This is a genomic window from Luteolibacter sp. Y139, assembly GCF_038066715.1.
Classification (GTDB): domain Bacteria; phylum Verrucomicrobiota; class Verrucomicrobiia; order Verrucomicrobiales; family Akkermansiaceae; genus Haloferula; species Haloferula soli.
This window is the reverse complement of record NZ_JBBUKT010000016.1, coordinates 55,840-80,702: the sequence shown is the minus strand read 5'-3', so window position 1 is coordinate 80,702 and position 24,863 is coordinate 55,840. Positions and strand designations below refer to the sequence as shown.

13 protein-coding genes are annotated in these 24,863 nt (G+C 62.6%); 6 read left to right on the top strand and 7 right to left on the bottom strand.

Annotated features, from left to right (window positions below; translation table 11 throughout):
• The first annotated feature begins 43 nt into the window (after positions 1–43).
• On the top strand, positions 44–5,074 hold the full coding sequence (locus WKV53_RS26845) for an RCC1 domain-containing protein (protein ID WP_341407930.1): 5,031 nt from the start codon (positions 44–46) through the stop codon (positions 5,072–5,074).
• Between the two features lie 27 nt (positions 5,075–5,101).
• Here WKV53_RS26845 and WKV53_RS26840 read toward each other — a convergent pair whose 3' ends face one another.
• Positions 5,102–5,986, bottom strand: a complete 885-nt coding sequence (locus WKV53_RS26840; protein ID WP_341407929.1) for a LysR family transcriptional regulator — start codon at positions 5,984–5,986, stop codon at positions 5,102–5,104.
• Positions 5,987–6,123: 137 nt separating this feature from the next.
• On the opposite strand from WKV53_RS26840, the gene WKV53_RS26835 reads away from it, so the two are divergent.
• The 3 genes from WKV53_RS26835 to WKV53_RS26825 all read left to right on the top strand — a co-directional run bounded on the left by WKV53_RS26835 (position 6,124) and on the right by WKV53_RS26825 (position 7,603).
• A complete protein-coding gene (locus WKV53_RS26835) occupies positions 6,124–6,495 on the top strand; it encodes a hypothetical protein (protein ID WP_341407928.1) in 372 nt (123 codons plus the stop codon).
• Between the two features lie 80 nt (positions 6,496–6,575).
• The gene (locus tag WKV53_RS26830) at positions 6,576–7,178 is read left to right on the top strand and encodes a pyridoxamine 5'-phosphate oxidase family protein (RefSeq protein ID WP_341407927.1); all 603 of its coding nucleotides are present in this window, start codon (positions 6,576–6,578) and stop codon (positions 7,176–7,178) included.
• Positions 7,175–7,603 carry a nuclear transport factor 2 family protein gene (locus WKV53_RS26825; protein WP_341407926.1) on the top strand — a complete coding sequence of 143 codons (429 nt, stop codon included), beginning with the start codon at positions 7,175–7,177 and terminating at the stop codon, positions 7,601–7,603. Before WKV53_RS26830 ends, WKV53_RS26825 begins: the two co-directional genes overlap by 4 nt.
• An 18-nt stretch (positions 7,604–7,621) precedes the next feature.
• On the opposite strand, the gene WKV53_RS26820 is transcribed toward WKV53_RS26825, so the two are convergent.
• The 5 genes from WKV53_RS26820 to WKV53_RS26800 all read right to left on the bottom strand — a co-directional run bounded on the left by WKV53_RS26820 (position 7,622) and on the right by WKV53_RS26800 (position 18,263).
• On the bottom strand, positions 7,622–12,706 hold the full coding sequence (locus WKV53_RS26820; protein WP_341407925.1) for a DNA repair ATPase: 5,085 nt from the start codon (positions 12,704–12,706) through the stop codon (positions 7,622–7,624).
• Between the two features lie 63 nt (positions 12,707–12,769).
• Positions 12,770–14,836, bottom strand: coding sequence for a hypothetical protein (locus WKV53_RS26815; protein ID WP_341407924.1), 2,067 nt, complete (start codon positions 14,834–14,836; stop codon positions 12,770–12,772).
• Between the two features lie 38 nt (positions 14,837–14,874).
• Complete coding sequence (locus WKV53_RS26810) at positions 14,875–15,639, bottom strand: hypothetical protein (RefSeq protein ID WP_341407923.1); 765 nt, start codon at positions 15,637–15,639, stop codon at positions 14,875–14,877.
• A 68-nt stretch (positions 15,640–15,707) separates the two neighbouring features.
• Complete coding sequence (locus WKV53_RS26805; RefSeq protein ID WP_341407922.1) at positions 15,708–17,324, bottom strand: ABC transporter permease; 1,617 nt, start codon at positions 17,322–17,324, stop codon at positions 15,708–15,710.
• A gap of 48 nt (positions 17,325–17,372) precedes the next feature.
• Entirely contained in the window at positions 17,373–18,263 is an 891-nt protein-coding gene (locus tag WKV53_RS26800) for a hypothetical protein (protein ID WP_341407921.1), read from the bottom strand.
• A 205-nt stretch (positions 18,264–18,468) separates the two neighbouring features.
• On the opposite strand from WKV53_RS26800, the gene WKV53_RS26795 reads away from it, so the two are divergent.
• Together WKV53_RS26795 and WKV53_RS26790 are read left to right on the top strand one after the other, a co-directional pair.
• The gene (locus tag WKV53_RS26795; RefSeq protein ID WP_341407920.1) at positions 18,469–20,193 is read left to right on the top strand and encodes a tetratricopeptide repeat protein; all 1,725 of its coding nucleotides are present in this window, start codon (positions 18,469–18,471) and stop codon (positions 20,191–20,193) included.
• A 161-nt stretch (positions 20,194–20,354) separates the two neighbouring features.
• Positions 20,355–23,306, top strand: a complete 2,952-nt coding sequence (locus WKV53_RS26790; RefSeq protein ID WP_341407919.1) for a LamG-like jellyroll fold domain-containing protein — start codon at positions 20,355–20,357, stop codon at positions 23,304–23,306.
• A 94-nt stretch (positions 23,307–23,400) separates the two neighbouring features.
• On the opposite strand, the gene lpdA is transcribed toward WKV53_RS26790, so the two are convergent.
• Positions 23,401–24,789 carry a dihydrolipoyl dehydrogenase gene (gene lpdA / locus WKV53_RS26785; RefSeq protein WP_341407918.1) on the bottom strand — a complete coding sequence of 463 codons (1,389 nt, stop codon included), beginning with the start codon at positions 24,787–24,789 and terminating at the stop codon, positions 23,401–23,403.
• Between the last annotated feature and the right edge of the window lie 74 nt (positions 24,790–24,863).

The window sequence follows — 24,863 nt, the reverse complement described above, 5'->3', positions numbered from 1 at the left end:
GCAGGACTTCCCTGTTCCTGACCGGCTTTTGACGACCCCTCCCATGAAAGCGACCTTTGTTTCCCTGAGTTGTCTTCTGCTAGCCACCCTCTCCGGAGTTCTCCAACCGGCGCGAGCTGCCGATTGCTATGGCTGGGGCTGGAATAACTTCGGCCAGATCGGCGATGGCACCTCCGAGCAACGCCTGACGCCGAGCCCGGTGGTGACCAGCGGCGCGCTGGCAGGGAAATCCATCACGCTGATGCAGGGCTCGAACCACACGGCGCTGGCGCTGGCGTCCGATGGCAAACTCTATGCATGGGGCGGAATCGCTGGAGCGGGCGGAGCGCTGGGGAATGGTACCGTGATGGGAAGCCCCGAGCCGGTAGCGGTGGACATGAGCGGGGTGCTGGCCGGGAAGACGATCACGGATGTGTCAGTCGGCAACGATCACTCGCTGGTGCTGACGTCGGAAGGAAAGGTCTATGCCTGGGGCGACACTTATTTCGGGGCCGTAGGCAATGGCGAAATGTATCAAGACTCCCCCTTAACCTTCCCGGATCCCGAACTGGTCCCGGTGGAGGTCATCGCGACCGGAGCGCTCGCCGGCAAGACGGTCACGAAGATCAGCGCAGGCGGTCCGTTCAGCCTGGCTCTGACCTCGGAGGGAAAAATCTACGGGTGGGGCCGCAACTTCGGATACGAGCTCGGAACCGGTAGCCAGGGCATCAGCGCCGAACCCGTGGCTGTGAACATGAACGGGGAGCTGTCCGGCAAGACGGTGACGGACATCAGTGCCGGCCAGTCGCATTCGCTGGCCGTGACGACAGAGGGAAAAGTTTACGGATGGGGCAGCGGTAGCTGGGGGACTCTGGGCACGGGAAGCACCGCCAGCGCCAGTTCTCCCGTCCTGATCACCATGGATGGAGCCTTGGCAGGGAAGACCGTGGCCAAGGTCTCAGCGGGAGTGCTCACCTCGATGGCCTTGACCTCGGACGGCAAGGTCTATGCATGGGGGCGCAATGATCACGGCCAGCTCGGCGATGGCACCACCACCGACCGCTACGAGCCGGTCGCCGTGGACATGAGCGGAGCTCTCGCGGGCAAGACGGTGACGGACATCGTGGCGGGTCTGGATTTCCACCTGATGCTGACGTCGGACGGCAAGGTCTATGCCTGTGGACAAAATGAGCACGGTCAACTCGGCGATGGCAGCACGACCGACAGCCACACTCCGGTGGCCGTGAACATGACGGGGCCGCTGGACCGGAAGATCGCGACGGCGATCTCTATCAACTCCTTCGGCGGCTATCTACTCGCGGCACAGGATCCCGCGCCTTACCTCCAGGTTTTCAATGGCGTGGGAGCCGGTGGATCGCAGCGGACCGACAACCAAAGCACGGTTCATTTCAGCAACCTGCCGCTGCATTCGCAGGAGCTCCGGCCTTTCACGATCCGCAATGACGGGCAACTGCCGCTGGAGGGACTGACGGTGACGGCCTCGGGTGCGGATGCGGAGCAGTTCGAGGTGCTGGGACTCACCGCGACGACGCTGGGGGCGGGAGAGACGGCGGTGTTTCACGTGCGTTTCAGTCCCACCTCCTCCGGTGCGAAGAATGCGATGGTGAGTGTGACCAGCACGAGCAGCGGCGCTTTTGCCAATCCCTTCCGGATTCCGGTCGATGGCTCCGGTGCGACCGAGATGGACTGGGATGGCTATGGGTGGATGGGCAATACCTTCGGACAGATCGGTGATGGCAGCACCCTTTCCCGCACCTCCGCGGTGCATGTGGACAAGACGGGCGTGCTGGCCGGACGCTTCCTGCGCGATCTGGACGCGGGGAGCTACCACACAGTGGCGGTGGACCAGGACGGGCTCGTGTATGCGTGGGGCGTCAATGACGTGGGCCAGCTCGGCAGTGGCAATCAGGTCGACAGCGCTTCGCCGGTGGCGGTGCTGACGAGCGGGGCTCTGGCGGGGAAGTTCGTGACTACGGTTTCCGTGGGAGGGAAGCATTGCCTGGCACTGACTTCGGAGGGGAAGGTGTATGCGTGGGGTGACAATGGCCAGGGGCAGCTCGGGATCGGATCGTATTTGTTCCAGACGCAACCGGTGGCAGTTGGTGCCGGTGGATTGGTCGATGGGAAGACGGTCATCAAGATCGAGGCTGGCACGCATCACAGCTTCGCGGTGACCTCCGATGGGAAGCTCTATGCGTGGGGCTACAACTCCAATGGCAGGCTCGGGACGGGTGGCGGCGCGTTTTACAACACGCCTGCCGAAGTCACCGGAGCACTGGCGGGCAAATTCATTGACCTCATCAGTGCGGGGGACGAGCACACGATCGTCACGACCACGGATGACTTGTGCTACGCGTGGGGCGACAACAGCACCGGAGCCTTTGGCGATGGGACGCTGACGAGCAGCAACACGCCGGTGCTGGTGGATCTGTCAGCGATCCCACAGCCGTCATCGGGGAATCGCGTGTCGCAGCTTTCCGCCGGCTATGGATATACCGCGGTCCTTGCTGCCGGGAAGGCGTATGCGTGGGGTGCGAACGAGAGCGGCCAGCTTGGCGATGGCACCAAGAGCCAGCGGACGAGTCCGGTGGCGGTGGATGTGAGCAGCGCGCTGGCGGGGAAGCTTCTCGGGAGCATTACCGCCGGACAGGGGGTGACGATGGCGACCTCGGCTTCCGGGACGGAGTATTTTGGCTGGGGTGCCCTTGCCGAAGGGCAGTCGGGCGGGCTGATGTTCAATCGGCTGAGTCCGGTGGCGGGTGACATGAGCGGCCAGCTTCATGGCAAGATGATCTCGCGCATCGACATCGGCGGAGAACACCTCGTGGCGCTCGCGCATGGGGCGCTGCCGGTGGAGGCGGACATCGCGGTGTCGCAATCGCCGGGCAAGGCGTTGGTGAGCGGTTCGGTTTGCAGTTGGGGAACGCAAGCGGTGGGCAGCAGCCAGGAGATCTCCTTCGACATTTCCAATGTAGGAACGGGTGCCATGGCTGGACTCACGGTGACGAAAGCCGGGCTGGATCTGGGATTGTTTGCGATCACGACCCCGCCTTCGACATCGGTGACTGCGGGAGGCAGCACGAGTCTAACAGTCACCTTCACTCCTGACAGCGAGGGGACGAAGACGGCGGCGCTCTACCTCACGAGCAACGATCCGGATCAGACCACATTCGAGATCATCCTGACGGGAAATGGTGGAGCGCCCTCGGGCTCTGCCTTCCTCGGGTGGGGTGTCAATGAGTCGGGACGCATCGGCGATGGCACCACGACGGATCGCGCCGAGCCGGTGGCGATCGATCAATCCGGAGCGCTGTGGGGCCAGACGATCGCGGAGGTGGAAGATGGCTGGGGACACACGCTGGTACGGACCGGGGACGGGAAGCTGTTTGCGTGGGGGGCGAACATTTATGGCGAGCTGGGCAATAGCACGAGCACCTTCAGCAATGTGGCGGTGCCGGTGGACATGCATCGCGCGCTACTCGGTCACACCGTCACCGCGATCAGTGCGGGCAATGCGGCGAGTGCCGCGCTGACGGGCGATGGAAAGATCTTCATGTGGGGCAATGGCGCCTACGGCCAGCTCGGGCATGGAGGGTTTTTCCCGGCGAATACGCCTTACCCGGTGGATGACAGCGGCGTGCTGGCGGGCAAGACGATGACGGCGGTGAGCGTCGGCGACGGATTCACGCTGGCGCTGGCGAGCGGGGGTGAACTTTATGCGTGGGGCCTGAACAATGCCGGGCAGCTTGGCACCGGTGCGGCCGGGCCATCGGAAGCATCGCCGGTGGCGGTCGACATGAGCGGCGCGCTTGCCGGGAAGACGATCACTGCGATCAGCGCCTGGAACGAGAGGAGTCTGGCCCTCACCAGCGAAGGAAGGGTCTATGCGTGGGGCTCGAACGGGCAAGGAGCGCTGGGTGATGGCACCACTACCGATCGTGCCGCACCGGTGGGGGTGGATGTCACGGGAGTCCTCGCGGGGAAAACGGTCACGGCGATCAGTTGCGGCTACAGCCATGCGCTCGCAGTCACCAGCGAGGGCGAGGTATATGCATGGGGCGCGAATACAAGCGGCCAACTCGGTGATGCGACGGCTAACTCCAGCAGCTCTCCGGTGATGGTGGACATGAGCGGCGCGCTGGCGGGCAAGACGGTGGTGAAGATCCGCGCGGGCCTGCGGCACAGCCTCGCGGTGACATCGGATGGACGTCTGTATGCGTGGGGCTATCTCCCATCCGGCCTTGGCGATGGCAGCACGGTCCTGAGCCTCACTCCCGTGGAGATCACGGGCAACGGCGCGCTGAGCGGCCGGCTGGTTACGGGAATCGGGAGCAAGCTGGAGCACGTGCACGTTCTAACAGGACCCGCGCCTGCGCTGCCCACGATCACGGGTCCGACCATCGGCGAGGTGACGGATGACACCGCGGTGCTCGGTGGCGACGTGATTTCCCAAGGCGATGCTCTGGTCACGGAACGCGGCATCGTTTTCTCAAGCCTCAGCGTGAGTGAAAATCCGCGGATCGGGGCGGAAGGCGTGACGCGCATCGTGGTCAGCGGCACCACGGGGGCCTTCAATACCACCGCTGCCGGGCTACAGCCGAATACGACCTATGCGGTGGCGGCCTATGCCACGAGCAGCATCGGGACCGTCTACACTGGAGTCGATTTCTTCACCACGGCCACGATCCTCGAAGGCTGGCGGCAGACCTATTTCCCCGGCAGCACCAGCACCGACGGTCCCGGCGCAGACGATGCGACGCCGCAGGGCGATGATATTCCAAACCTGGTGAAGTTCGCGCTGGGCATGGATCCCAGCAAGCCAGGCGTGCTTCCGGTCACCTTCGATGGAGATGGCGAAGTCCTCAGCTACACCTACACGCCTTCAGTGCAGGCGGTGGCCGCGGGCATTCAATTCCGGGTCGAGTTTTCCATCGATCTCTCGGAGTTTTCGTGGAGTTGGGAAATCGTCAACCAAGGCGAGATCGGCTCGGGAGGTGTGCCGGTGACTGCCACGGTGGCGAAGCCGGAGATGGGCAAGGGTTACCTGCGGCTGAGGGTGATGGAACCTCAATAAGGGGCTCGGACTGTTAGGAGCCTCTAGCTACGATGCGGTCGCCTTGAGCGCGGCGACGAGGGCGGTTGTGGCCGCGGAGGTTTTGCCGCGTTGCCACAGCACGATTAGGTCCCAGCGTGCATTCGCATCCGCGACTGGCACGAAGGTGACGCCCGGGTGGCTGGCCGCCCTGAAGTAATCCGGCAGCAAGGTGACCGCTGATTCGGAAGCCACCATCGACAGCATGTGCGTGATCCCGTCGATGATCGACAAGAAGCGCGGCTTGAAACCAGCCGACCGGCAGAGGGAAGCGATCCAGCGGTTTCTTCCCGGCATATGATCTTCATCCGCGCCGATGAAATCGCGGCCGGCGAGATCCTTGATGGCGATCCGCTTCCGCGCTGCCAGCGGGTCCCCGGAGGAAAGCGCGGCGCACACGCCGAGGGAGCCGAGCTTGAGGCTATGGAAATCACGCGCGGCGACCGCCCCTTCCTGGCCGATCAGGGCGAGATCGATCTCCCCGGCTTCCAAGGCGTCGATCTGTTCCTTGGGCGACATGTCGTGGAGCTTGAGCTTGATCTCCGGATGCGTGTTGCGCAGCCGCTCGAGGGCAGGAGTCAGGATGGGCTGCGCGGCGGAGATCAGGAATCCCACGCGCAATTCCGAGCGGAAGCCGCGCGCTTGGCGACGCACGTCGGCCAGCGCTGCATCGTAGGAATCGACGACGGGACGCATGACCTTGACCAGCGCGTGGCCGAGGCCGGTGGGTGTCACACCGCTGGATCCACGCTCCAGCAGGCGCCCGCCGACTTCAGATTCCAGCAGTTTCATCTGCCGGCTCAGGGCGGGCTGGGTGATGCGTAGCCGGACTGCGGCGCGGTTGACGCTGCCCTCTTCGATGACGGCCAGCAACGAACGGATGCGATCAATCACGCCACTATGTTATGCCGATCCGGCATAGCTGCAACAGCGAAGCGGCATTATCCAAAGTACGCGGATCGCGGCAGGATGTGCTCGTCGACCGGGAACCATTCCCGCGAGCACACCACCAACAGACATCAAGCGACACCATGAAAACAGCCGTCATTCTCATCAGCGATCCCAAGGCCGGAGAAGAAGCCCTTGCCCGGGCATTCAATGCGCTCGCCGTGGCCGCCGAAGGCAAGCAGGCCGGAGACGAGGTAGAAGTCAGCTTCATCGGCACTGGCACCCGCTGGCCCGAGCAGCTTTCGAAGATCACTCATCCGGCCAATGCCCTCTACAATGAAGTGCGCGACCTCGTGGTAGGCGCGTCCTGTGCCTGCGCGGCCGTTTTCGGTGCGACCGAAGGCCTCGAAGCCTCCGGCGTTCCGGAAAAGAAGGACAACACTGCGGCGGGTCCCACCGGCCTGCTCAGCCTGAGGCGCTACCTCGCTGACGGCTGGCAGGTGCTGGTGTTCTAACCGCACCAAAATCCGGTCGGCCACGTCAAGTGTGCTCACCGGTAGCCCCATCCAATTCAGTCCGAACCATTCCCATCGCCATGGCCCACAAATTCCTCGAAGTCGCCTTCACCCCGGCGGTGCGGGCCGCACAGCAGCACTACTATGGCCGCTCCCAATCGCTCCCTCCGGCGATCCAAAACGATCCGTTGGGGCCGGATGAGATTGATTTCATCGAATCACGCGACAGCTTCTACCTGTCCAGCGTCAATGAGACCGGCTGGCCTTATGTCCAACACCGCGGCGGCCCGGCGGGCTTCGCGAAAGTCATCTCGCCGAATGAAATCGCCTTCGCCGACTACAAGGGCAACCGCCAGATGCTCAGCACCGGCAATCTCGCCGTGAACGACCGGGTATGCCTGTTCCTCATGGACTATCCCCAGCGCGTGCGGCTCAAACTGCTCGGCCACGCCGAGGTGCTCGATGCCCGCGAGCATCCCGAATTGGTCGCCCAAATCGCCGCGCCCGATATGGTGAAGCTGACCGAGCGCATCTTCCGGATCCGGATCGTCTCCTACGACTGGAACTGCCCGAAGTACATCACCCCGCGCTACACTGCCGCCGAAGTGACTGAGGCGATCGCCCCTCTCAAGGCGCGCATCGCCGAACTCGAATCCCAACTCCATCCACCGACATCGCCATGAATCCACGCCCGCCACTCCCACCCTTCACCGAAGAAACCGCCCTCCAAAAGGTCCAGGCCGCCGAAGACGCATGGAACACCCGCGATCCGCAACGGGTCTCCCTCGCCTACACCGAAGACACCGAATGGCGGAACCGCACCGACTTCCTCAACGGCCGCGAGGAGGTCGTCGCGTTTCTAACAAAGAAGTGGCAGCGCGAGCTCGACTATCGCCTGAAGAAAACCCTGTGGGCCTTCACCGGCAACCGCATCGCCGTGCGCTTCGAATACGAATGGCACGACGAAACCGGCCAGTGGTGGCGCAGCCATGGCAATGAAAACTGGGAGTTCGATGAACACGGCTACATGGCCCGCCGCTATGCCAGCATCAACGACCAGCCCATCACTGAAGCGGAGCGCAAGTTCCGATGGTCGCGGGAGTCGTGATGCATCAAGCGCCCGCCTTTAATCCGTTTGCCTCACTTCCGGCTCGAAGGCCAAAGGCGGTTTGTCGGACGAGTCGACGCTTTCAATGCTTCTCTTCTCGTCCTGCACGGGCACGACCTTGATGTCCACTTGCACGGGAACTGCACGGAGGCCTTCGATGATGGTGCGAAGCTGGCCGATGGTTTGATCAGCGAGTGACTGGGGAGCGGCATAGCGTTCGCCCGCTCGTGAGATGCCGTCCTTGATCGCTTCGAGGCCGTCGTTGAATTGGGTGAGCTGCGCGACGACACGGGCGATGGGATCGTTCTCGCCGCCGGCGCCGAGCAGCCTGCGCTTGCCGAACTCCTTCTTGATCTGCTCCCAGCGCGTGGCCTGCTTCTCATCGAGCATGCCTTCCATCTCGTAGAACTTCAGCAAGTTCGCCTCGGCGGCGGTGGTGAGGTTCTGCGATTCGCTGCGGTAGTGATCGATGACGATCTGCCGCACTTCTTCCGGAGTCATGAGCGGCAGCACCTTCTCGGCGATGCGGTTCATGTTTCGATACGAACCCTGGAGCTTGAAGGGCGGCTCGTTTCGATAGGCGTCTTCCTGCGCGGCGCTGGCGATGTATTGGAGGTTCACCCGTAGAATGGTGTCGCGGACGGTGAGCAGGTGCTTCACCACGGCGAGCATCTCTTCCACTTCGGCGGGGGTGTAGTTGCCCTCGAAGTCGGCACCATCGCGCGTGCCCGTTTCGGCGACGCGGATGAGCATCAGCACGTCCTTCTGCGAGCGACTGGCGAGCTTCGAGAGCGTGGCGTTCGAAGTGAGCGAGTTCTCAATGTAACTTCCTTTGAAGGCAGCCTCGTGGCCGCCGAGGATGTCGCCGAGATTGTAGGTGTCGGCGCGGTTCGCGAGCATGTCCGGGATCTGGAACTTGCCGCCGCTTTCGGTGTAAGGATTGCCCGCCATGACGACGGCGACCTTCCGGCCACGCAAGTCATAGGTCCGCGCCTGGCCCTTCCACACACCCTCGATCTTCCGCTGGGCATCGCAGAGGCTGATGAACTTCTGCAAGAACTCGGGATCGGTGTGCTGGATGTCGTCGAGGTATAGCATCACATTGTCGCCCATCTCCAGCGCGAGGTTGGCGCGCTCGACTTCCATGCGGGCGGAGGCATTCGGCGCCTCGGCGGGATCAAGCGAAAGCACGCGATGACCGAGAGCCGGACCATTGATCTTCACGAACGTGAGGCCGAGACGATTGGCGACGTACTCCATGATGGTCGTCTTGCCGTAGCCGGGCGGCGAGATCAACAGCAGCAGGCCCATGCGGTCGGTGCGCGTGTTCGCGCCGGCGGTGCCGAGCTGCTTGGCAAGGTTGTCGCCGATCAATGGAAGATAGACCTCGTCGATGAGACGGTTTCGGACGAAGGCGCTCATCACCTTCGGCTTGAATTCATCCAGCCGCATGGTCTGGCGCTTGGCACCGGTGAGCTGCGACTTGCGCTCTGCCAAGGCACGGAAGGCAGTAGCATCGGTGCGCTCATGCCGATCGAGGCGATCCAGGAATTCGCTATAGTGAATCTCCAGCGCACCACCGACGATCCGCGTGTGGCTGGAACGCAGCCCCTCTACACGGAACGAGAGAGGCACCGTTTTCACCGCGCGTTGCTCGAAGCCGCCGCGAGAGAAATGAACCGCCGCTTCATCGATCACTGCCGGCAGCAACTCGGCAGGCGTATCCGTGAGAGCCTCCGGATGATTCACCGCGAATCCCGCCAGCCAGTCACGGGCAATCTCGTAGCGAACGAAGGCGGGAGCGTCCTGGTCACCGAGCAACTCCTTGAAAATACTCTCCGCCCGCTTCGCCACCAGGGCTTGCTGAAATTGGCGGCTCAATTCGGCCGCGACGGCAGAAACAAGAAAGGCCCCTCCGGCTGCAAGTTCCTCAGAAAGATAGTCGGCCGCCTTGGTCGCGTGCACTTCGGTGAACAGACCGTGGTCGGCGCTCCACTTCGCAAACGATTCCGCGAGCCTCTTCTTCCACGATTCAATCTCGTCGCCTCCTGCGAACAAACTACGACGCTTCCCGTAGGACGCGAACTGTCCTGCGAGACGTGTCTTCGCCGGATCGTCCCACGATTCCCAAAACAGTACCGCCGCCGCACGGTCACGCGGCCCGAAGCGCAGCAACCCGGCTTCCGCATGAATCGGCAGCAACAGAGCGAGGATCTTCGCCGCATCCTCGTCGTGAATGCCCTTGGTGTAGCCCTCGGCATAGCGGGGCTGCATGAAGGCCTGCACGCCCGCGAGAAGGTCATTCGATGCAGCTCCGCGATAAAGGAACTGCCACACGAGATACTCTACTCGAGCCACCCGCGGGCTCTCGCTTGGCACTTCCAGATCCCACGCCTCGCGCGTAGCGAGGAACTCCGCGTCGGTGATCGGCTCGTAAAACTTGGTGCCCGTGAGATGGAACGCCATCGCATCCTCGTGGGGTACGATGGCCATCTCCAAAGGCTGCGTGTTCACGTTGAAGGCATTCTTGCCGAAGCGGATCACATTCTCGCCGTCGACGTAGAGATCCTTCTTGTCCTTCAGCTGCCGCACGCCGTCCTCGCGCAGCGTCTTGAGGCGCGTCTGGAGGTCGTCCGCCTTGACCGTGTCGCCCATCTCCTGGAGCTGGCCGATCAAGTCGCGGACCTTTTCGATCATCGGATCAGCCGCGAAGTAGGAATGGATTTCCTCCACTTCGCCCAGGGACGAGACGCGATTGCGAATGCCGGCGAGGATTCGCTCGGCCGACTTGAAGAACGCACCTGCCCGCTTGCCGCGAGCTTCGACGAGCTGGGTGCGACGACCTTCAAAAGCATCGTAGATCTCCTCGCGACGCGTGGAGATCTGCTCGATGTATTCGTCGAACTCGGCGAATTTCCCTTCCAGCTCCTCGACCTGCACCATCAGGCGGGTCAGCGATTCATCGCATTTTTCCGGGGTGTCGCAGAGGTCGAGGTAGTTCGCGAGCGCCTGCGACAGCAGCTTCATCTGCGCCGCGAATTGCGCCTCGCCTTCGCCGCGCGCGAGTTCCTTGCGCTTGTTGCGCAGCGAGCCGCGTGTCCCGTTCAGTCGCGCGTAGAGCGCGGAAATCCGCTCGATGATCGCCGTGGTCTGGGTGGCATCGGCAATCTTCAATCCGCCGACGATCTCGATCAGCATCTCCAGTTCGGTCGCCGCCTGGTCGAGAGCCGTGGCGACTTCGTCAGCCTCGGTGACCTTCGCGATCTTCGCGAGCGCGGCTTCCTGGGTATCGATGGCTGCGGCGTAGGATTTCAGGGAATCCTCGCCTAACAGGAAATCGACAGTCCGGGCCGACACGGCATCGGAGGTCTCGACCACCTCTTTCTCGAACGCGGCGATAGTCGCGGCGTCCGTGTAGCGGACATCCCGCAAGCCGATGATCTCGCCACGAAGCTTCCGCAACCCCGCGAGCTGATGAACGAAGCCCTGCAAGGCATCCGGAGGAGAGGTCTGCGTTTCACGGACCAGCTTCTCGACGGCCGTGCGAACCACTGCCGTGCGTTCGGCAGCCACGGCGCGGAGCTTCTGGACCTTCTCGAACTCGCCGATGGCCGCTTCACCGGCCCGCTTGATCTCGCGAACCGGCGCGGCGAGCGATTGGCACTCGCTGCGATCCAGCCAGAAGTAGGCATCGAGAAGGTCACCCGCTTGCTTGACGATGTCGAGGTAGAGGCCGGCAAAGGAGTCGTCCTTGTTCAGCAAGGTGAGTAGCTCGCGCGACTCCGCCATGCCGCGGACCAACTCGGGATTGCCGATCTTGTAGAGGAAGGAGTCCTTATTGGTGGCAGCCGCCGTGCTCGTCTCGTCGTCCAGATAAGGCGTCTGCCAGATTTGCAGGGCGTGGTGCTTCTGCGGCTGGCCATCGCCACGGAACAGCACGAGCTCGCCATCGCCGAACAGCGAATATCCGGAGCAGACGATCGGCGTCTCCACCGACTGCTGGATCCGGTTGTAGGAGAGCAGGACGTAGTCACCTGCCGCACGGTTGTAGAAGGAGTAGAGGACGTCCTCACCGTTCGAGCTCGCGACCTTGCGCTCGAAGCGCATGTCTAACAGACCGTGGTCGAAGGTTTTCGCTTCGCCGGTTTGCAACAAGTAGCCATTGGCGAAGATCAGGCCGTGATCGTCGGGCAACAGCACGCACGAGTCGCCGATGGCATCGATGCGATGCACCGTCTTGGTCTTTTCATTGAAGACCAGATAGCGGTGAAGGGTTTCGCGATAGGGGAGAATCTTCAGCAGGATTAGCGAGCCGACGGTGGCGTAGAAAATCTCCGCGTCATCAAGCGTCTGGTCACTTTCACTGACAGGCTCGGAGTAGATGCCCTGGCCGGTGGCGGTGTTATCCTCGACCTTCACGGTCAGGTCACCGCCGACGGTTTCAACGAAGACGCGATCTTCAATCGAGATGTGCGGGTGGACGCCGGCACGATGCATGCCGCGGTGGGCTCGCTGCCACTGGAACTCCTGCTGGGCCGGGAAAACGCATTCGTGATCGAAGCGGTTGCCGAGGTATTCGAGAGTGCCATCGCCATCGAGCCGCCACTTGAAGGCCTTGATGTCGTCGATGGTCTTGCCGGCCCGCATCACCAGGTAAAGGTGAGGGCCGATGAGCATGAACTTCAGGAAGACGGCCTCCCGGTAGTACTTGAAGAGGTACGCGAAGTCCTCGGCAAAGCGCGGGCCTGCGAGCACTTCCTCCACTGGCAGCGCGGTGAAGGAGCGCGACTCCGGGCTAAAATCGTAGGCGGCGAAGACGTCCTTGATATCGGTCGTCTGCTTGAGGCCGAACTGGATGTTGTAGCCGAACAGGAAGCGGTGCTTGCCGATCGCGACCAGATCACGGGCCACGCAATTGTGCTCCGTGGACACGCGCTCGGTGGCGAGCAATGCGGTCTCGATGCCGCCGAACACCTGGAGACGTTCGACGTTCAACGCATCGAGCCCGGTTCGCAGAGTCGCGGCGTGCTTGTCCAGCCGGGCGCGAATGACTTCATACGCGCCGCCTTCGAGTTGGTCGGGCTTGGGGGTTTCCTCAGCCATACGATGGAAAATGGAAGCCAGAGACACGCGGCCTTTCGACCGCGTGTCTCAGAAATCAAGCGTTCAGCTCAGCACCTTGCCGGCATTCTGATCGGCCAGGCCGAAGCGGTCGGCGGCACCTAGCAGGCTGATCAGCTTGCTGCGGGTGTCACCGGTCGCGCTGCCGAGGAATTGGGCGATGGCGGCACCCACGGTGAGGTTCTTCACGTCCTCACTGGAGATGCCGAACTGGCCGGCCCATTCCTTGAGCTGGGACTTGAAGTATTCCGGGTCACCGTTGAAGAAGGTTTCCTTCACGTCCTGCAGCACCTCGCTGTGGGCGACCATACGATCCACCGACTTGCCGCGGGAGATGGCTCCGGCGATCTGGTCGAAGAACTTGCTCTCGCCACCGATGATCTCGATCTTGGCGGACTTCATCGCCTCGCCCATGACCATGGCCTGAGCCTCGGCGATGTCCTTCTGGATATGGATACCGGCGAGTTCGACCGCCTTCTCCTTCTCCAACCTGAGCTTGAACTCCTCGTGGGCCTGGCCGGCGGACTCGAGCAGCTTCATGGCTTCGGCCTTCTTGTTGATGCCTTCGGCTTCCGCTTCGAATTTCAAGCGGCTGACCTCGGCTTCCGCGGTGCCCTGCTTCTGCACGGCATCGGCCTTCGCCAGCAGGACTTCGGCTTCGCCGAGGCCCGGGGCGGCAATTTCCTTCGCCGTGGCTTCGGCGAGTTGCTTCTTGGCGACCGCAAGCTTCTCGCTCGCGGATTGCTCGGCTTCGGCGGAAATGACGACCTGCTCGGCCTTGAGCTCGGCAGCCTTCTTCTCGCCTTCCGCGGCTTTGACAATTCCGTAGAGCTCCTGATCGGCGCGCAGCTTCGCGGCTTCTTGCGAGCCCTGGGCTTCCTTGACCTTGCGGATCATTTCCTCTTGGGCCACCGCCTCGGCGAGGGTCACCTTGACCTGCTTCTCGCGGTCGGCACCGGCAAAGGCTTCCGTATCCTTGATGCGCTGTTGCTCGATCACGACGAGCTTCTCGACCGCGACGCGGTCCTTGATCACGTCCTGGATCGCCTTCTTCTCCACTTCGACGGCCTTCTCTTTCTCGATGCCCTTCAGCGTGGTCACGCGCTCGCGCTCGATCGCTTCGAGTTCCTGGTCGCGCTTCACGCGTTCGACCTCGACCACGTCGGTGCGCTCCTTGTTGCGCTGGGCGACGAGGACCTGGCGGTCCTTGTTCTGGGTCGCGACTTCGATTTCCTCGTCGGCAGAGATCTTGGCGCGCTGGGCCTTCTGGCGCTCTTCTTCCTGCACCTTCATGGTTTCCGCCTGTTCGCGGGCGCGAACGCTCTCGACCTCGCGCTTCTGCTTGGCCTCGGTCTCAGCTAGCTGGCGTTCGAGTTCGAGGATCGCCTCGCGGGTCTCCACGTCCTGCTGCTTGATGACCTTCTCCTTGTCGCGGACGATGTTGTTAGAAAGCTTCGCTTCAACCGCGGTGAGCTCGGTGATCTTCTTTATACCCTGGGCATCGAGGATGTTCTCGGGGTCGAGCATTTCCAGCGGAGTCTGCTCCAGGTAGTCGATCGCGGCGTCGTCGAGAATGAAGCCGTTCAAGTTGGTGCCGATGATCTTGATGATCTCGTCGCGGAAGGTCTCGCGCTCTTCATAAAGCTCGGTGAAGAGGAAGCGCTTGCCCACGGTCTTGAGGGCTTCCGAGAATTTCGGGTCGAAGAGATCGCGGATCTCATCAGCGCTGGAGGCGCGATCGCAACCGACCGACTGGGCCACGCGGAGCACGTCTTCCTCCGTCTGGTTCACGCGGACGAAGAAGGCCACCTTGATGTCCGCGCGGATGTTGTCCTTGCAGATCAGGCCGTTCTTGCCGACGCGGTCGATTTCCACGCGCTTCAGGGAGATGTCCATGCTCTCCATGCGCTCGACCACGGGAAACACGGTCATGCCGTTGAAGCTGACCTTGGTGCCACGGGCACCGGACTTGATCAGCGCCTGGCCGCGCTGGGCCTTGCGGTAGAACATGGACATGACGACCGCGCTACCGATCACGGCGACGAGGACGCCGCCGACAATAAGCGCTGTGACTACGGACGGTACATTGAAGTCAGCTAGAATCGCAGACATGGTATTAGCGTTGGTTGGGGAGAATGGATGGATCGGGATCACTGGGCAGAACGGACGACGTAGAGACCGGAGTCCTCGTCGCGGCTCACGAGCAAGACGTGGGCATTCCGTTCGATGGGTTCGCTGTCCTGGGCCGTACGGGCTCCCACGATGATCGGGGCGCCGCGGTTATCGACCACGACCTGGCCGTATTTCTCATCGACAAAGGCGGTGCGGACATAGCCGGTCCGGCCGATGAGAGGAGCTTCCGGCTCCGGATCGTTTTGCAAGAATTTGAAAAGCGGCTTCAGCGGGGTAAGCACCAGCCGGGTAAAAATCACCGCGCTGACAAGGGCCCCGAGGATGACCAGCGCACCCATGGAACCGCTCGAACCCGGGTTGAACCAGTAGTTGCCAAGCATCGCGCCGCCCCACAGGAAGAGGATCAGAACCGAGAGGACTCCCATGACGGGCATCTCCTCGGCATTGACGACGCGGAGCGCTCCTTGCAGCAGATCGGCGAAGAAGTGGTGCTCGCCCTGGCCATGATGATGCTGCCCGTGGGTATGGCTGTGCGCGTGGGCATGGCCGTGAGCGTGACCCGGGCCATGGGCAGCGCCATGAGCACCGTGGACGGGACCGTGATGGCCGCCACCATGATGACCTCCGCCGTGGTGGGAAACATGACCATGACCGTGGCCATGCGAAATCCCGTGGCCTGCGATTCCTACCAGGGTCAATATCCAGTAAAGGCCGACCGGAACCAACAGAATCGTCAGCGGCAGCATCGCCGGGCTAATTGCCAGTTCCCAAATCTCCTTCACGGTTGTGCAGATTCCAGCGGATTCCCTGCTTTCCTGCGACTACAAAAGCGCTGGCGATTTCAATCGAGTTAGAGATTCCGCAGGGACTTCGCGGCATCGCTGCGGGCGGCGAAGAAGGCGGGCACGAACGCCGCGACCGAACACAGCAGGAAGGCGGCGATGGCCACGATCACGATCTCGTTCGCCTTGATCTGTGCCGGAAGCGTATCGAAACCAACGAAAGCGCTCGAGAACGGATCGAAGCCGAATTGCCGCAAGACCTCCTGCAAGTTCTCGCGGAAGCGGATGACCAGCAGGCCGAAGGCGGTTCCCAGAATCGCACCGACAAAACCAAGGATCATCCCCTGATAAACGAACACGCGCACGATCTGGCCGGGTGCCGCACCGAGCGCCTTCATCACACCAATCTCGCGGCGCTTCTGGATCGTGACCGTGAACATCACCGCCATCATCGAGAACGCGGACACGAGAATGATGAACGAAAGCGCGAAGTACATCATCATCCGCTGCTGCGCGATCAGGCGTGAGAAGTCACCGAGTTCTTCCGTCCACGTGATCGCGCGCCAGCCCTGCGGCAGCTCTTTGATCAGCGCACCGGCGACCTGATCCGCCTGATAGGGATCATGAAGGCGCACCGAGATCCCTTGAACTGCACCCTTCATGCCCGCCAGCTCTTGAGCCAAAGGCAACGGCATGAAGATATCCGGGGAGAGCGCCATCTGGGATGCCTTGTAGACACCAATGACCGTGGCCTCCTTCGGCAGCACGAGTTCCTTGATGCCTTTCAAGATGGCGGCATCCATTTGCGCCACATCCGTCGTGTCGAGTTCGGCGAGAGCAGCCGCCATCTTCTTGGGAGTTTCAGCATCCAAGAGTAGCCCGCCACCTTCGACCTGCTCCCCATCATCGATGGGCTTCAGAGCCTTGGTGATGATTTCCTTCTCTGGATCGCGCACCCCTTGCTTGAAAATGTCGAAAAGCGGCAGGTAGATCGCATCAGCCTCAGCATCGGACAGATACAAGCGTTCGCCGCGCTTCGTCCACGGCTTGGCGATCAATTCCTTCGCTTTCTCCAAAACCGGCCCGAATTCCTCGCGCACCGGCGGATGTGCCGTGATGTCATAGACCTGCTTCACGCTCTCGAGATTGCGCGCCGAGTAGAGGCTCATCTTGCCTCCCACTCCGACCTTGAATTGGCTGGCAATGATCGACGAGATCACGATCCGGTCATCGAGCCCCATGTCGGCGCTGCTGCCGGGATGGTCCTTTTGATCGAGCATCGCGGTGATGCCGTCGATCTGTGCCTGATCGTGAGTATCGAGTCCGCGGAAGAATACCGGCCGCTGCTTGCCCTCCACATCGAGCAAGGCGTAATCCTGCATGAAGGCGGTAGCCGACTTGACGCCCGGCACCTTGGTCACGGCCTCGGCCGTTTCACGCCATTGCTCCAGCGGTTCGCGGAAGCCACCGAAGGGCACGAACTCGAGCCGCACGTGTGGCATGTAGCCGAGGAAGCGCTCCTTCACCTCCTTCTCCAAACCTGCCATGACCGACATCACCACCACCAGCACCAGCACGCCTAACAGGACACCGGTGACCGAGATGAGCGTGACGGCGGAAAGCATCGCCCGGCGCGGATTGAGGTAGCGCCAGGCAAGCATCAGGCTGAAGGAACGTCGGGCCATGCGCTTGCCTAGCCGCGATATCTCCGCCCGGCAAGGCAGGCGTGCCCGCTATTCCTTCCCCCGGCGCCAGCACACCAGCGGCGACTTCGCGCCCTCCGAGTCCACGAAAATCGACGCGCCGTCCCGCGAAAAGCACACGGATTCCGCCTGGCGCAGGCGATGGGGCTCAAGAGCCACCGGTTTCCGGGCAAACGCCGTCTCCCAGCTCTCACCCTCGGAGCGGGGGAAAAGGAACACGCGGAAATAGGTCACCACGGCGGCCAGCTTTCCGTCCGGGCTCAGGTCCAGCCCGCACGGCTGGGTGCCGTAGGGTACCGGGGGCATGCCTGAAGAAAGCGGATCGGTGATCTTACCGATCTTGCGCGCCACCAGAGGCTCATTTCCCGCCGGCTTCAGCGGCAGTTCGTAGAGAAAGGGTGGCGAGGTGCGCTTGCTGATCAGCAGGATCTTCCCGGCCTTCTCATCGACGGCCACCGACTCGCAATCGCGCGGCCCGTCCTCGAAGGTGAAACGAATGGTCCAGGCGACCGCGACTTCCTGGTCCTTCTTCTTAGGCTCGGGGACGATGTAGAGCTGCGACTGTGGCCGGTTGGAGTTGTTGTCACCGGTATCAGCGATCAGCAGGTAGGGCTTCCCGTCGAGAACGAAGGAGGAAAGATCCTCCCAGTCGACGTTCTTCGCGCCCTGCACGGCGACCTTTCCGTGATCCGAGCCATCGGTACCCGCCCGGTAGAGGTCCGCCGAGCAGCCGCTGTCATTGACGATCCACAGCCGGTCGGGATTCTTCGGGGAAACCGCCAATCCACTGGCTTCGCTCACTGCGGGCAAGTGGAGGGAGACCTTCGGCTCCTGGCGCACGAAGGGCGGCGCGGCTTCCTCGGCACCGATGGGCAGGATCGTCAGGCAGACGAGGGCAAACCGGGCAAGCATCGCGGACATCCGGCCATGCTTTTAGCCGCGGGGGCCGCGCTCTGCAAGCGAGGGGCCGCCGCTTTGGAAACTTAATGTCACCGAAATAGTTCTTCCGGCTCCCGCTTGGCCGCTGATAGCCTTTTGCAGCGTCGGGCAGCCGGCCTGTGAATCCATGGGGCTTCTTCGAAAACCCATATCCGGCCGCCAAAGTAGCCGCAGCCCCCTACTCGAGGTGCTATTCCTCGTGATGCTGCTGATGGTGGTCTGTGTCGTGGCGTGGCCCGGCATGAGGTCCGAGCCGCTGGAGGATGACTACAGCACGCTCCGCCACGTGGCAGGCTTCCAGCAGTGGACCGATGTCTTCAAGGCGGACGCCTTCCAATATTCGCGACCGTTCAAAGACCTCGCATTCTACTACTTCTACCTTCACGGGATTTCCTCGGTTCAAGTATGGCACTTGGTCCCACTCATTGCCTACCTGTTAGCCACCGTCTCGGTATTTGCATTTCTCCGGAGGATCGCTGGCGCCGCGGGGAGCTGCCTGGGAGCCGCGGCATGGGCCCTGAGCCCCACGAATACCAGCACGGTCGTGTGGATGAGCTGCCTCCATATCAGCATCGCGGTGACCTTCGTCGCCCTATTCCTGATCGCCTATGACCGGGCGCGCGACTCCAAGCGCCCGCTCTCCTTTTGCCTGTCGCTGCTCCTGCTGTTTCTCGCCCTAGCTTCCTACGAGACCGCGATCTTCGCGGTGCCGCTGGCAGTCGCGCTCGATTGGTTCCGGAAGCGGGTCGTCTTTAAGAAGGAATCGCTGGTCCGCTACGCCTGCCTCGGCGCGGTCACCCTCGCCTTCCTGATGCTGCGCCAGGAGGGAGGCAGCACGCTCAGCAGCCGCTCCATCAATCTCGGCTTCGCGCCTGCCATGCCGGGATGGCAGTTCACCATCGCGGCCCCATGGCTGCTGTGGCGACACTTCTCGATGTGGTTCTTTCCTTTCGGGCGCATTGAATTCTGCAGCACCTTCATCTGGGGGAAATCCGCCACGGCGCTCGACCTCGCCGGCGGGTGGATCTTTCTTACTGCGCTGGTCGGCTCGGTGTTCCTCACCGCACGGAAGCTTCCGCTGGTAGCATTCGGGATCATCTGGTTCCTGCTCGCCAGCTTCCCCACGTCCAATCTCATCCCGCTGGGAACGGGTCCGATCGAAGACTACTATACGGTGCTGCCTGGCATCGGGCTCGTCATCTGTCTCGCCGATCTTGCCGAGGGGCTTCTTGTCAGGCGTGACATGGCTTCCAGCGAGCTCCGAGAGAAACCTCGTCTGACCGCTCTGGCTTGGAGTGCGATGGGCGCGGTCTGCCTGCTGAAGCTGGCGGGCGTTCCCTTCTTCTTCCATCAGGCCGGTCTGTGGAGGGATCCGCTGCTGCTCTACACCAGGTCGGGAGAAACCCGGCCCGGCCAGTATCTCTGCAAAACCTTCGCCGCGAACATCTGCTATTCCCGCCACCAATGGGCGAAGGCAAGGGAGCTTTCCACTGCCGCCCTCCACGACGCACCGTGGTTCGATTCGGCGAGCATGACGCTGGCGGAGATCGCGGTGAAGGAGGGCAACTTTTCTGAAGCGCTGGAAATCACCCGCGAGGCGATGGAGAAGATCCCGCCGGGAACCCAACCATTCAACCGCGGCCTCATGATCCGGGGAAAGGCTTACTTCTACCAGGGAGCCTTGGATCAGGCGCGGGAGAGCATCCTGCCGGTCCTTCCCGATCCGGCCGCCCCGCTGCATTTCAAAGTGACCCGGTTGCTCGCCGCGATCTATCAGAAGGAGGGCAACAAGGAGAAAGCCGGACAAACCCTCGCCCGATCGCTGGCGCTCCATCCCGACGCCAAGGACGCCATCGACGCGGCCCTCGAAAGCCTGCATTCCGACAAGCCAATCTCGCTGGAGGATTCCTGAGAAGACCGCCAGCTCACCCGATTCCAAATTCCGATGGTCGCGTGACAGGAAGACTGCCCATCGTTTCGCCTTGTTCCATCGCGTGGATCGGAGGCAAAGTGATGCTGTGAGAACGCGGAGCATCTTTCCGCGATCTCGCGCTTCCCAACCCCTCCCCTCCCATGAATCCCGCGCCCCTCGCCCGGCTCCGGCGTCTCGTGTCCGCGTCTCTTTTCGCCGCGGCGTGTTTTCTTCCCCACTCCGTGCAGGCCGGCCAGCCGCCCCAGGCGCCGTCCTTCAATAGCGACGGGCAGGCCGTTTTCACGGTGGGCAGCCCGAATGAATTCACCGTCCAAACCGGCGGCTATCCGCCACCGTCCATCACGTGCTTCGGCGACCTCCCGGCTGGCGTCACCTTCTCGGATCAGGGCAATGGCACTGCCACCTTTTCCGGAGGAGCTGCGGGTGACGGCGGGATGTACATGCTCGCCCTGAGCGCCTACAACGGGGTGGATCCCCAGGCGGACCAACCGTTCACTCTCTACGTCTTTGAACCGACCTCAGTCACCTCCGCGGACCATGCCTCCTTCACCGTGGGCGTTCCCTCGCAGTTCACCGTCACGACGGCGGGGGGCTATCCTGAAGCAGGCTCTGTCAGCCTGACCGGCGGGACGCTGCCGACGGGGCTCAACTTCACCGACAATGGTCCTTCCGGCTCGATCCAGGGTGTGCCGGCTGCGGGTACTGATGGAACCTACACCTACCAAATCATCGCCCATAACGACGGCGGCGACACCGTTCAGAACTTCACGTTGACCATCGGCGGTCCGCCGGCCGCATCGCCCTGCGTCGCACGCCCGGCAGGCATCATCGGCTGGTGGGCTGCGGACGGAAATGCGCTCGACCTACAGGCCAATGCCGACGCCACCCTCGCCGGCGGTGCGGGATTCGCTCCCGGGCTGGTGAATCGCGCCTTCGCCCTCGATGGCAGCGCCGCTTACGTCGCGCTTGGCAATCCCAACGTGCTCAAGGCGGGTGCATTGACCATCGAAGCGTGGGTAAAGCCGTCTGCCTTGCCTGCGAATGGCCAGATGGAAGCGATCGTCACCAAGTGGAACAACAATCCCGCGAAGAATTCCTCCGGTGACGCCTACGGCCTGTATCTCATCAACAACGGCGGCACGCTCCAGCTCCGCGCGATGATCAATCCGACGAGCGTCGGTGCGGAAATGAGTCTCCAGGGCGGCACCCTTCCACTCAATCAATGGGCCCACGTCGCGGTGGCCTATGAGAATGCGACCGGTGTCTTCGCGATCTTCGTGAATGGCCTGCCCGTCGCCCAGTCGGATACCGGGCTGCCAATCCAGGCCTCCGACGTGCCGGTGATGATCGGTCGTCAAAGCGACAACGTCACGCCGCGCCACTTCGCCGGCTTGATCGATGAAGTCGCGATGTACGCCCGCGCGCTCACGCTTCCCGAGATCTCGGGCATCTATCAGGCGAGGGAGAACGGCAAGTGCAAGAGCCGCCCGGTCGTCGAGCCCCCGGTCAATCTGCTCGCCTGGTGGACGGGCGACCGCACCGCCGTCGATCTGCAAGAAGGCCGGGTGGCGACTCTAACAAGTGGCGTCACCTTTGCTCCCGGAGTGGTGGGGCAAGCCTTCGATCTCTACGGGGCTCAGGCCGGCATCCAGATCCCCCACGACCCGGCGTGGAATTTCGGCAGCGAGCAATTCACCATCGCCACGTGGGTCCGCTTCTTCGCGGGCGATTCGTATCAGATCATCGCCGCCCACGAGCAACCCGGCGGCAGCTTGGGTTGGCGCTTCCTTTTCAATGGTTTCACCCTCCAGTTCCAGATGCCCGGAGGAAACAATGCCGGGGTCTATCCGGTAGTGCCCGTCATCCAGCGTTGGTACCACCTCGCCGTCACCCGCAGCGGCAGCACGTTCCGCTTCTATGTCGATGGCGTGCAGGTCGGCGGGGACCAAATTCAATCCGCGCCGGTGCCGTCGGTCCAAGGTCCGCTGTCGCTCGGATACTCGCCCGGCTTTCCCAACCAGGCTGGGCGCATCGATGAGTTCCAGATCGTCCATCGCGCGCTGAGCGCCCAGGAAATCGCGGGCATCTATCAAGGGGCCCAGCGGAAAACCTTCGCGCTCTACGTGGCCAATGCCGGTAGCGGGACGATCTCGAAACTCGATGCCACCGGCAACGGCGTGCCCATCGTCACCGGGCTCGCCAATCCGCGTGGCCTCGCCATCGATGCCGCCGGCTCGCTCTTCCTGGCGGAAAACGGAGCAGGCCGGATCCTCAAGTTCCCAACCACGGGTGGCTTCTCGTCCTTTGCCTCCGTGATCGATCCGCAAGGTCTCGCCTTCGATGGCACTGGCAATCTGCATGTGGTGAGCAGCTCGCAGAACGCCGTGGAAGTCTTCGATTCGGCCGGCCTGCCGCTCGGAGCGGTGCCCGGTGGGCTGGCTGCCTTGAATCATCCCACCGGCCTCGTCTTCGATGACCGGGGAAACCTGCTGGTCTCTAACAGCGGCAGCCATCTGGTCACGAAATACGACACGTCTACATGGTCGGTCGAATCCTCTTCACCCCTGCTGGCAAGTCCCGCCGGTCTGGCCATCACTTCCTTCGGGAACCCGCAGGTCACCAGCACTACCGGTCATCGTCTGGTGGAGACGGACGCCACCGGCACCGGCTCCATCATTGCCGAGGCAAGTGCCGGTCTCAATGGTCCCCGCGACGTGCAGATCGACTTCGCCGGCAACCGCTTCGTCTGCAACGCGGGTGATGACACCATCACGAAGATCGATCCGTCCGGGGTGGCCACACCTTTTGCAGTCCTCGCCCCCGGCAGCGCACCAGCGTTCATGGTGCTCCAGCCAAAGTCGCCGCTAGTCCCGCTGGTCCAAGTCGATGCGGTGAACCGCCAGCCGAATGGCCACTTCGTAATCCAAGGAATCACCCTCCCCCATGCTCTGGTCACCATCCGTGCCACGACCGATCTGACGCTGCCGATGACGACACTCGGCGAAACGACTGCGGATGAAACGGGTGCCTATCAGTTCGTGGACACCGGTTCCACCAACCTGACGCGGCGGTTTTACACGGCGAATTGGTAGGTCGCCGGGCACGAAAAAAGCCGCCCCGGAATTCCGAAGCGGCTTTTTGATGAAGTGGAGCTGAAGCCGCGCACGGAGTGTGCGGACCACTTTGTTAGAAGTGAATCGCGTGGCCTTCGGCGGCGAGGGTCGCCTCATGGATCACCTCGCTCATGGTCGGGTGAGCGTGGATGGTCGCGTGGATTTCCTCGGCGGTGAGTTCCTGATCGAGCGCCAGACCCATCTCGGCGATGAGCTCGGTGGCATTCTCACCGATGATGTGCGCGCCGAGCAGCTCGCCGTGCTTCTTGCCGTAGAGCAGCTTGGCGAAGCCGTCCGGCTCGCCGGAAGCGATGGCCTTGCCAATCGCGACGAAGGGAATCTTGCCGACGGTGTACTCGACGCCTTCTTCCTTCAGCGCGCGCTCGGTCTTGCCGACGGAGGCGACCTGCGGGTGGCAGTAGGTGCAGCCCGGGAAAACGGTGACCTTGCGCGGGGTGTGGCCGTCGACGTAAAGGCCCTCGACGCACTGAATGGCCTCGAAGGATGCGGTGTGCGCGAGCAACGGCGGGCCGCTGACGTCACCGATGGCATACACGCCGGGAATCGAGGTCTCGTAGCGGTCGCCCACCTTGATGAAGCCACGATCCGTGAGCTCAGGCTGGAGGCCGCCGGGACCGGTCAGCACCGGCAGCACGCCGATGGCGACGAGCACCACGTCTGCGGAAAGCGTGCCGGTTTCCTTCGCGCCTTCGACCGTGACCTCGACATGGGTGCCCTTGTCCTCGGTCTTGGTGATCTTGTGGTTCACGAGGCAGCGGATGCCCTGCTTGGTGAAGGACTTCTCAAGCGCGTCGCCGACCTCGTCGTCTTCCACCGGCACCAGGCGCGGCAGCATTTCGACGACGGTCACCTTGGTGCCGAAGGAATTGTAGATATACGCGAACTCCACGCCGATGGCACCGGCGCCGATGATGATCATGCTCTTCGGCTGCTTCTCGAGGACCATGGCCTCCTTGGAGCCGATGACCGTGGTGCCATTGAAGGGCAGCGGCGGCAGCGGGCGGGACTTGGCGCCGGTGGCGATGATGATGTTCGTCGCCTCGACCGAGCTCTTCGAGCCATCGGCGGCGGTGACTTCCACCTTGCCCGGGGCGGTGATCGCGCCGAAGCCGCGGATGTAGTCGACCTTGTTCTTCTTGAAGAGGAACTCGATGCCACCGGCGAGCTTGTTGGAAACGGTGCGCGAGCGGCCGATCACGGCGGACCAGTCGTACTGGAGATTGTCGAAGGAGAAGCCGAACTCCTTGGCGCGGTGCGAGAGCGTGTGGAAAAGCTCCGCGTTCTTGAGTAGGGCCTTGGTCGGGATGCAGCCCCAGTTCAAGCAGGTACCGCCGGCGCGGTCAGCCTCGACGCAGGCGACTTTTTTGCCGAGTTGGGCGGCGCGGATGGCGGCGACGTAGCCGGCCGGGCCGCCACCGATGACGATAAGATCGTAGGCCATGGTGGGAGTGCGTTATGCGATAGGAAGTTCGCGCGGAGGGTGGTCGGGGGTTCCCGGATTGTCAAAGGGGAAGG

Bases quoted from the DNA above. Each gene is read 5' to 3' on its own strand.
- WKV53_RS26845 (WP_341407930.1), top strand. From the start codon at position 44: ATGAAAGCGACCTTTGTTTCCCTGAGTTGTCTTCTGCTAGCCACCCTC.
- WKV53_RS26790 (WP_341407919.1), top strand. From the start codon at position 20,355: ATGAATCCCGCGCCCCTCGCCCGGCTCCGGCGTCTCGTGTCCGCGTCT.
- WKV53_RS26800 (WP_341407921.1), bottom strand. From the start codon at position 18,263: ATGTCCGCGATGCTTGCCCGGTTTGCCCTCGTCTGCCTGACGATCCTG.
- WKV53_RS26830 (WP_341407927.1), top strand. From the start codon at position 6,576: ATGGCCCACAAATTCCTCGAAGTCGCCTTCACCCCGGCGGTGCGGGCC.
- WKV53_RS26805 (WP_341407922.1), bottom strand. From the start codon at position 17,324: ATGGCCCGACGTTCCTTCAGCCTGATGCTTGCCTGGCGCTACCTCAAT.
- WKV53_RS26820 (WP_341407925.1), bottom strand. From the start codon at position 12,706: ATGGCTGAGGAAACCCCCAAGCCCGACCAACTCGAAGGCGGCGCGTAT.
- lpdA (WP_341407918.1), bottom strand. From the start codon at position 24,789: ATGGCCTACGATCTTATCGTCATCGGTGGCGGCCCGGCCGGCTACGTC.
- WKV53_RS26825 (WP_341407926.1), top strand. From the start codon at position 7,175: ATGAATCCACGCCCGCCACTCCCACCCTTCACCGAAGAAACCGCCCTC.
- WKV53_RS26835 (WP_341407928.1), top strand. From the start codon at position 6,124: ATGAAAACAGCCGTCATTCTCATCAGCGATCCCAAGGCCGGAGAAGAA.
- WKV53_RS26815 (WP_341407924.1), bottom strand. From the start codon at position 14,836: ATGTCTGCGATTCTAGCTGACTTCAATGTACCGTCCGTAGTCACAGCG.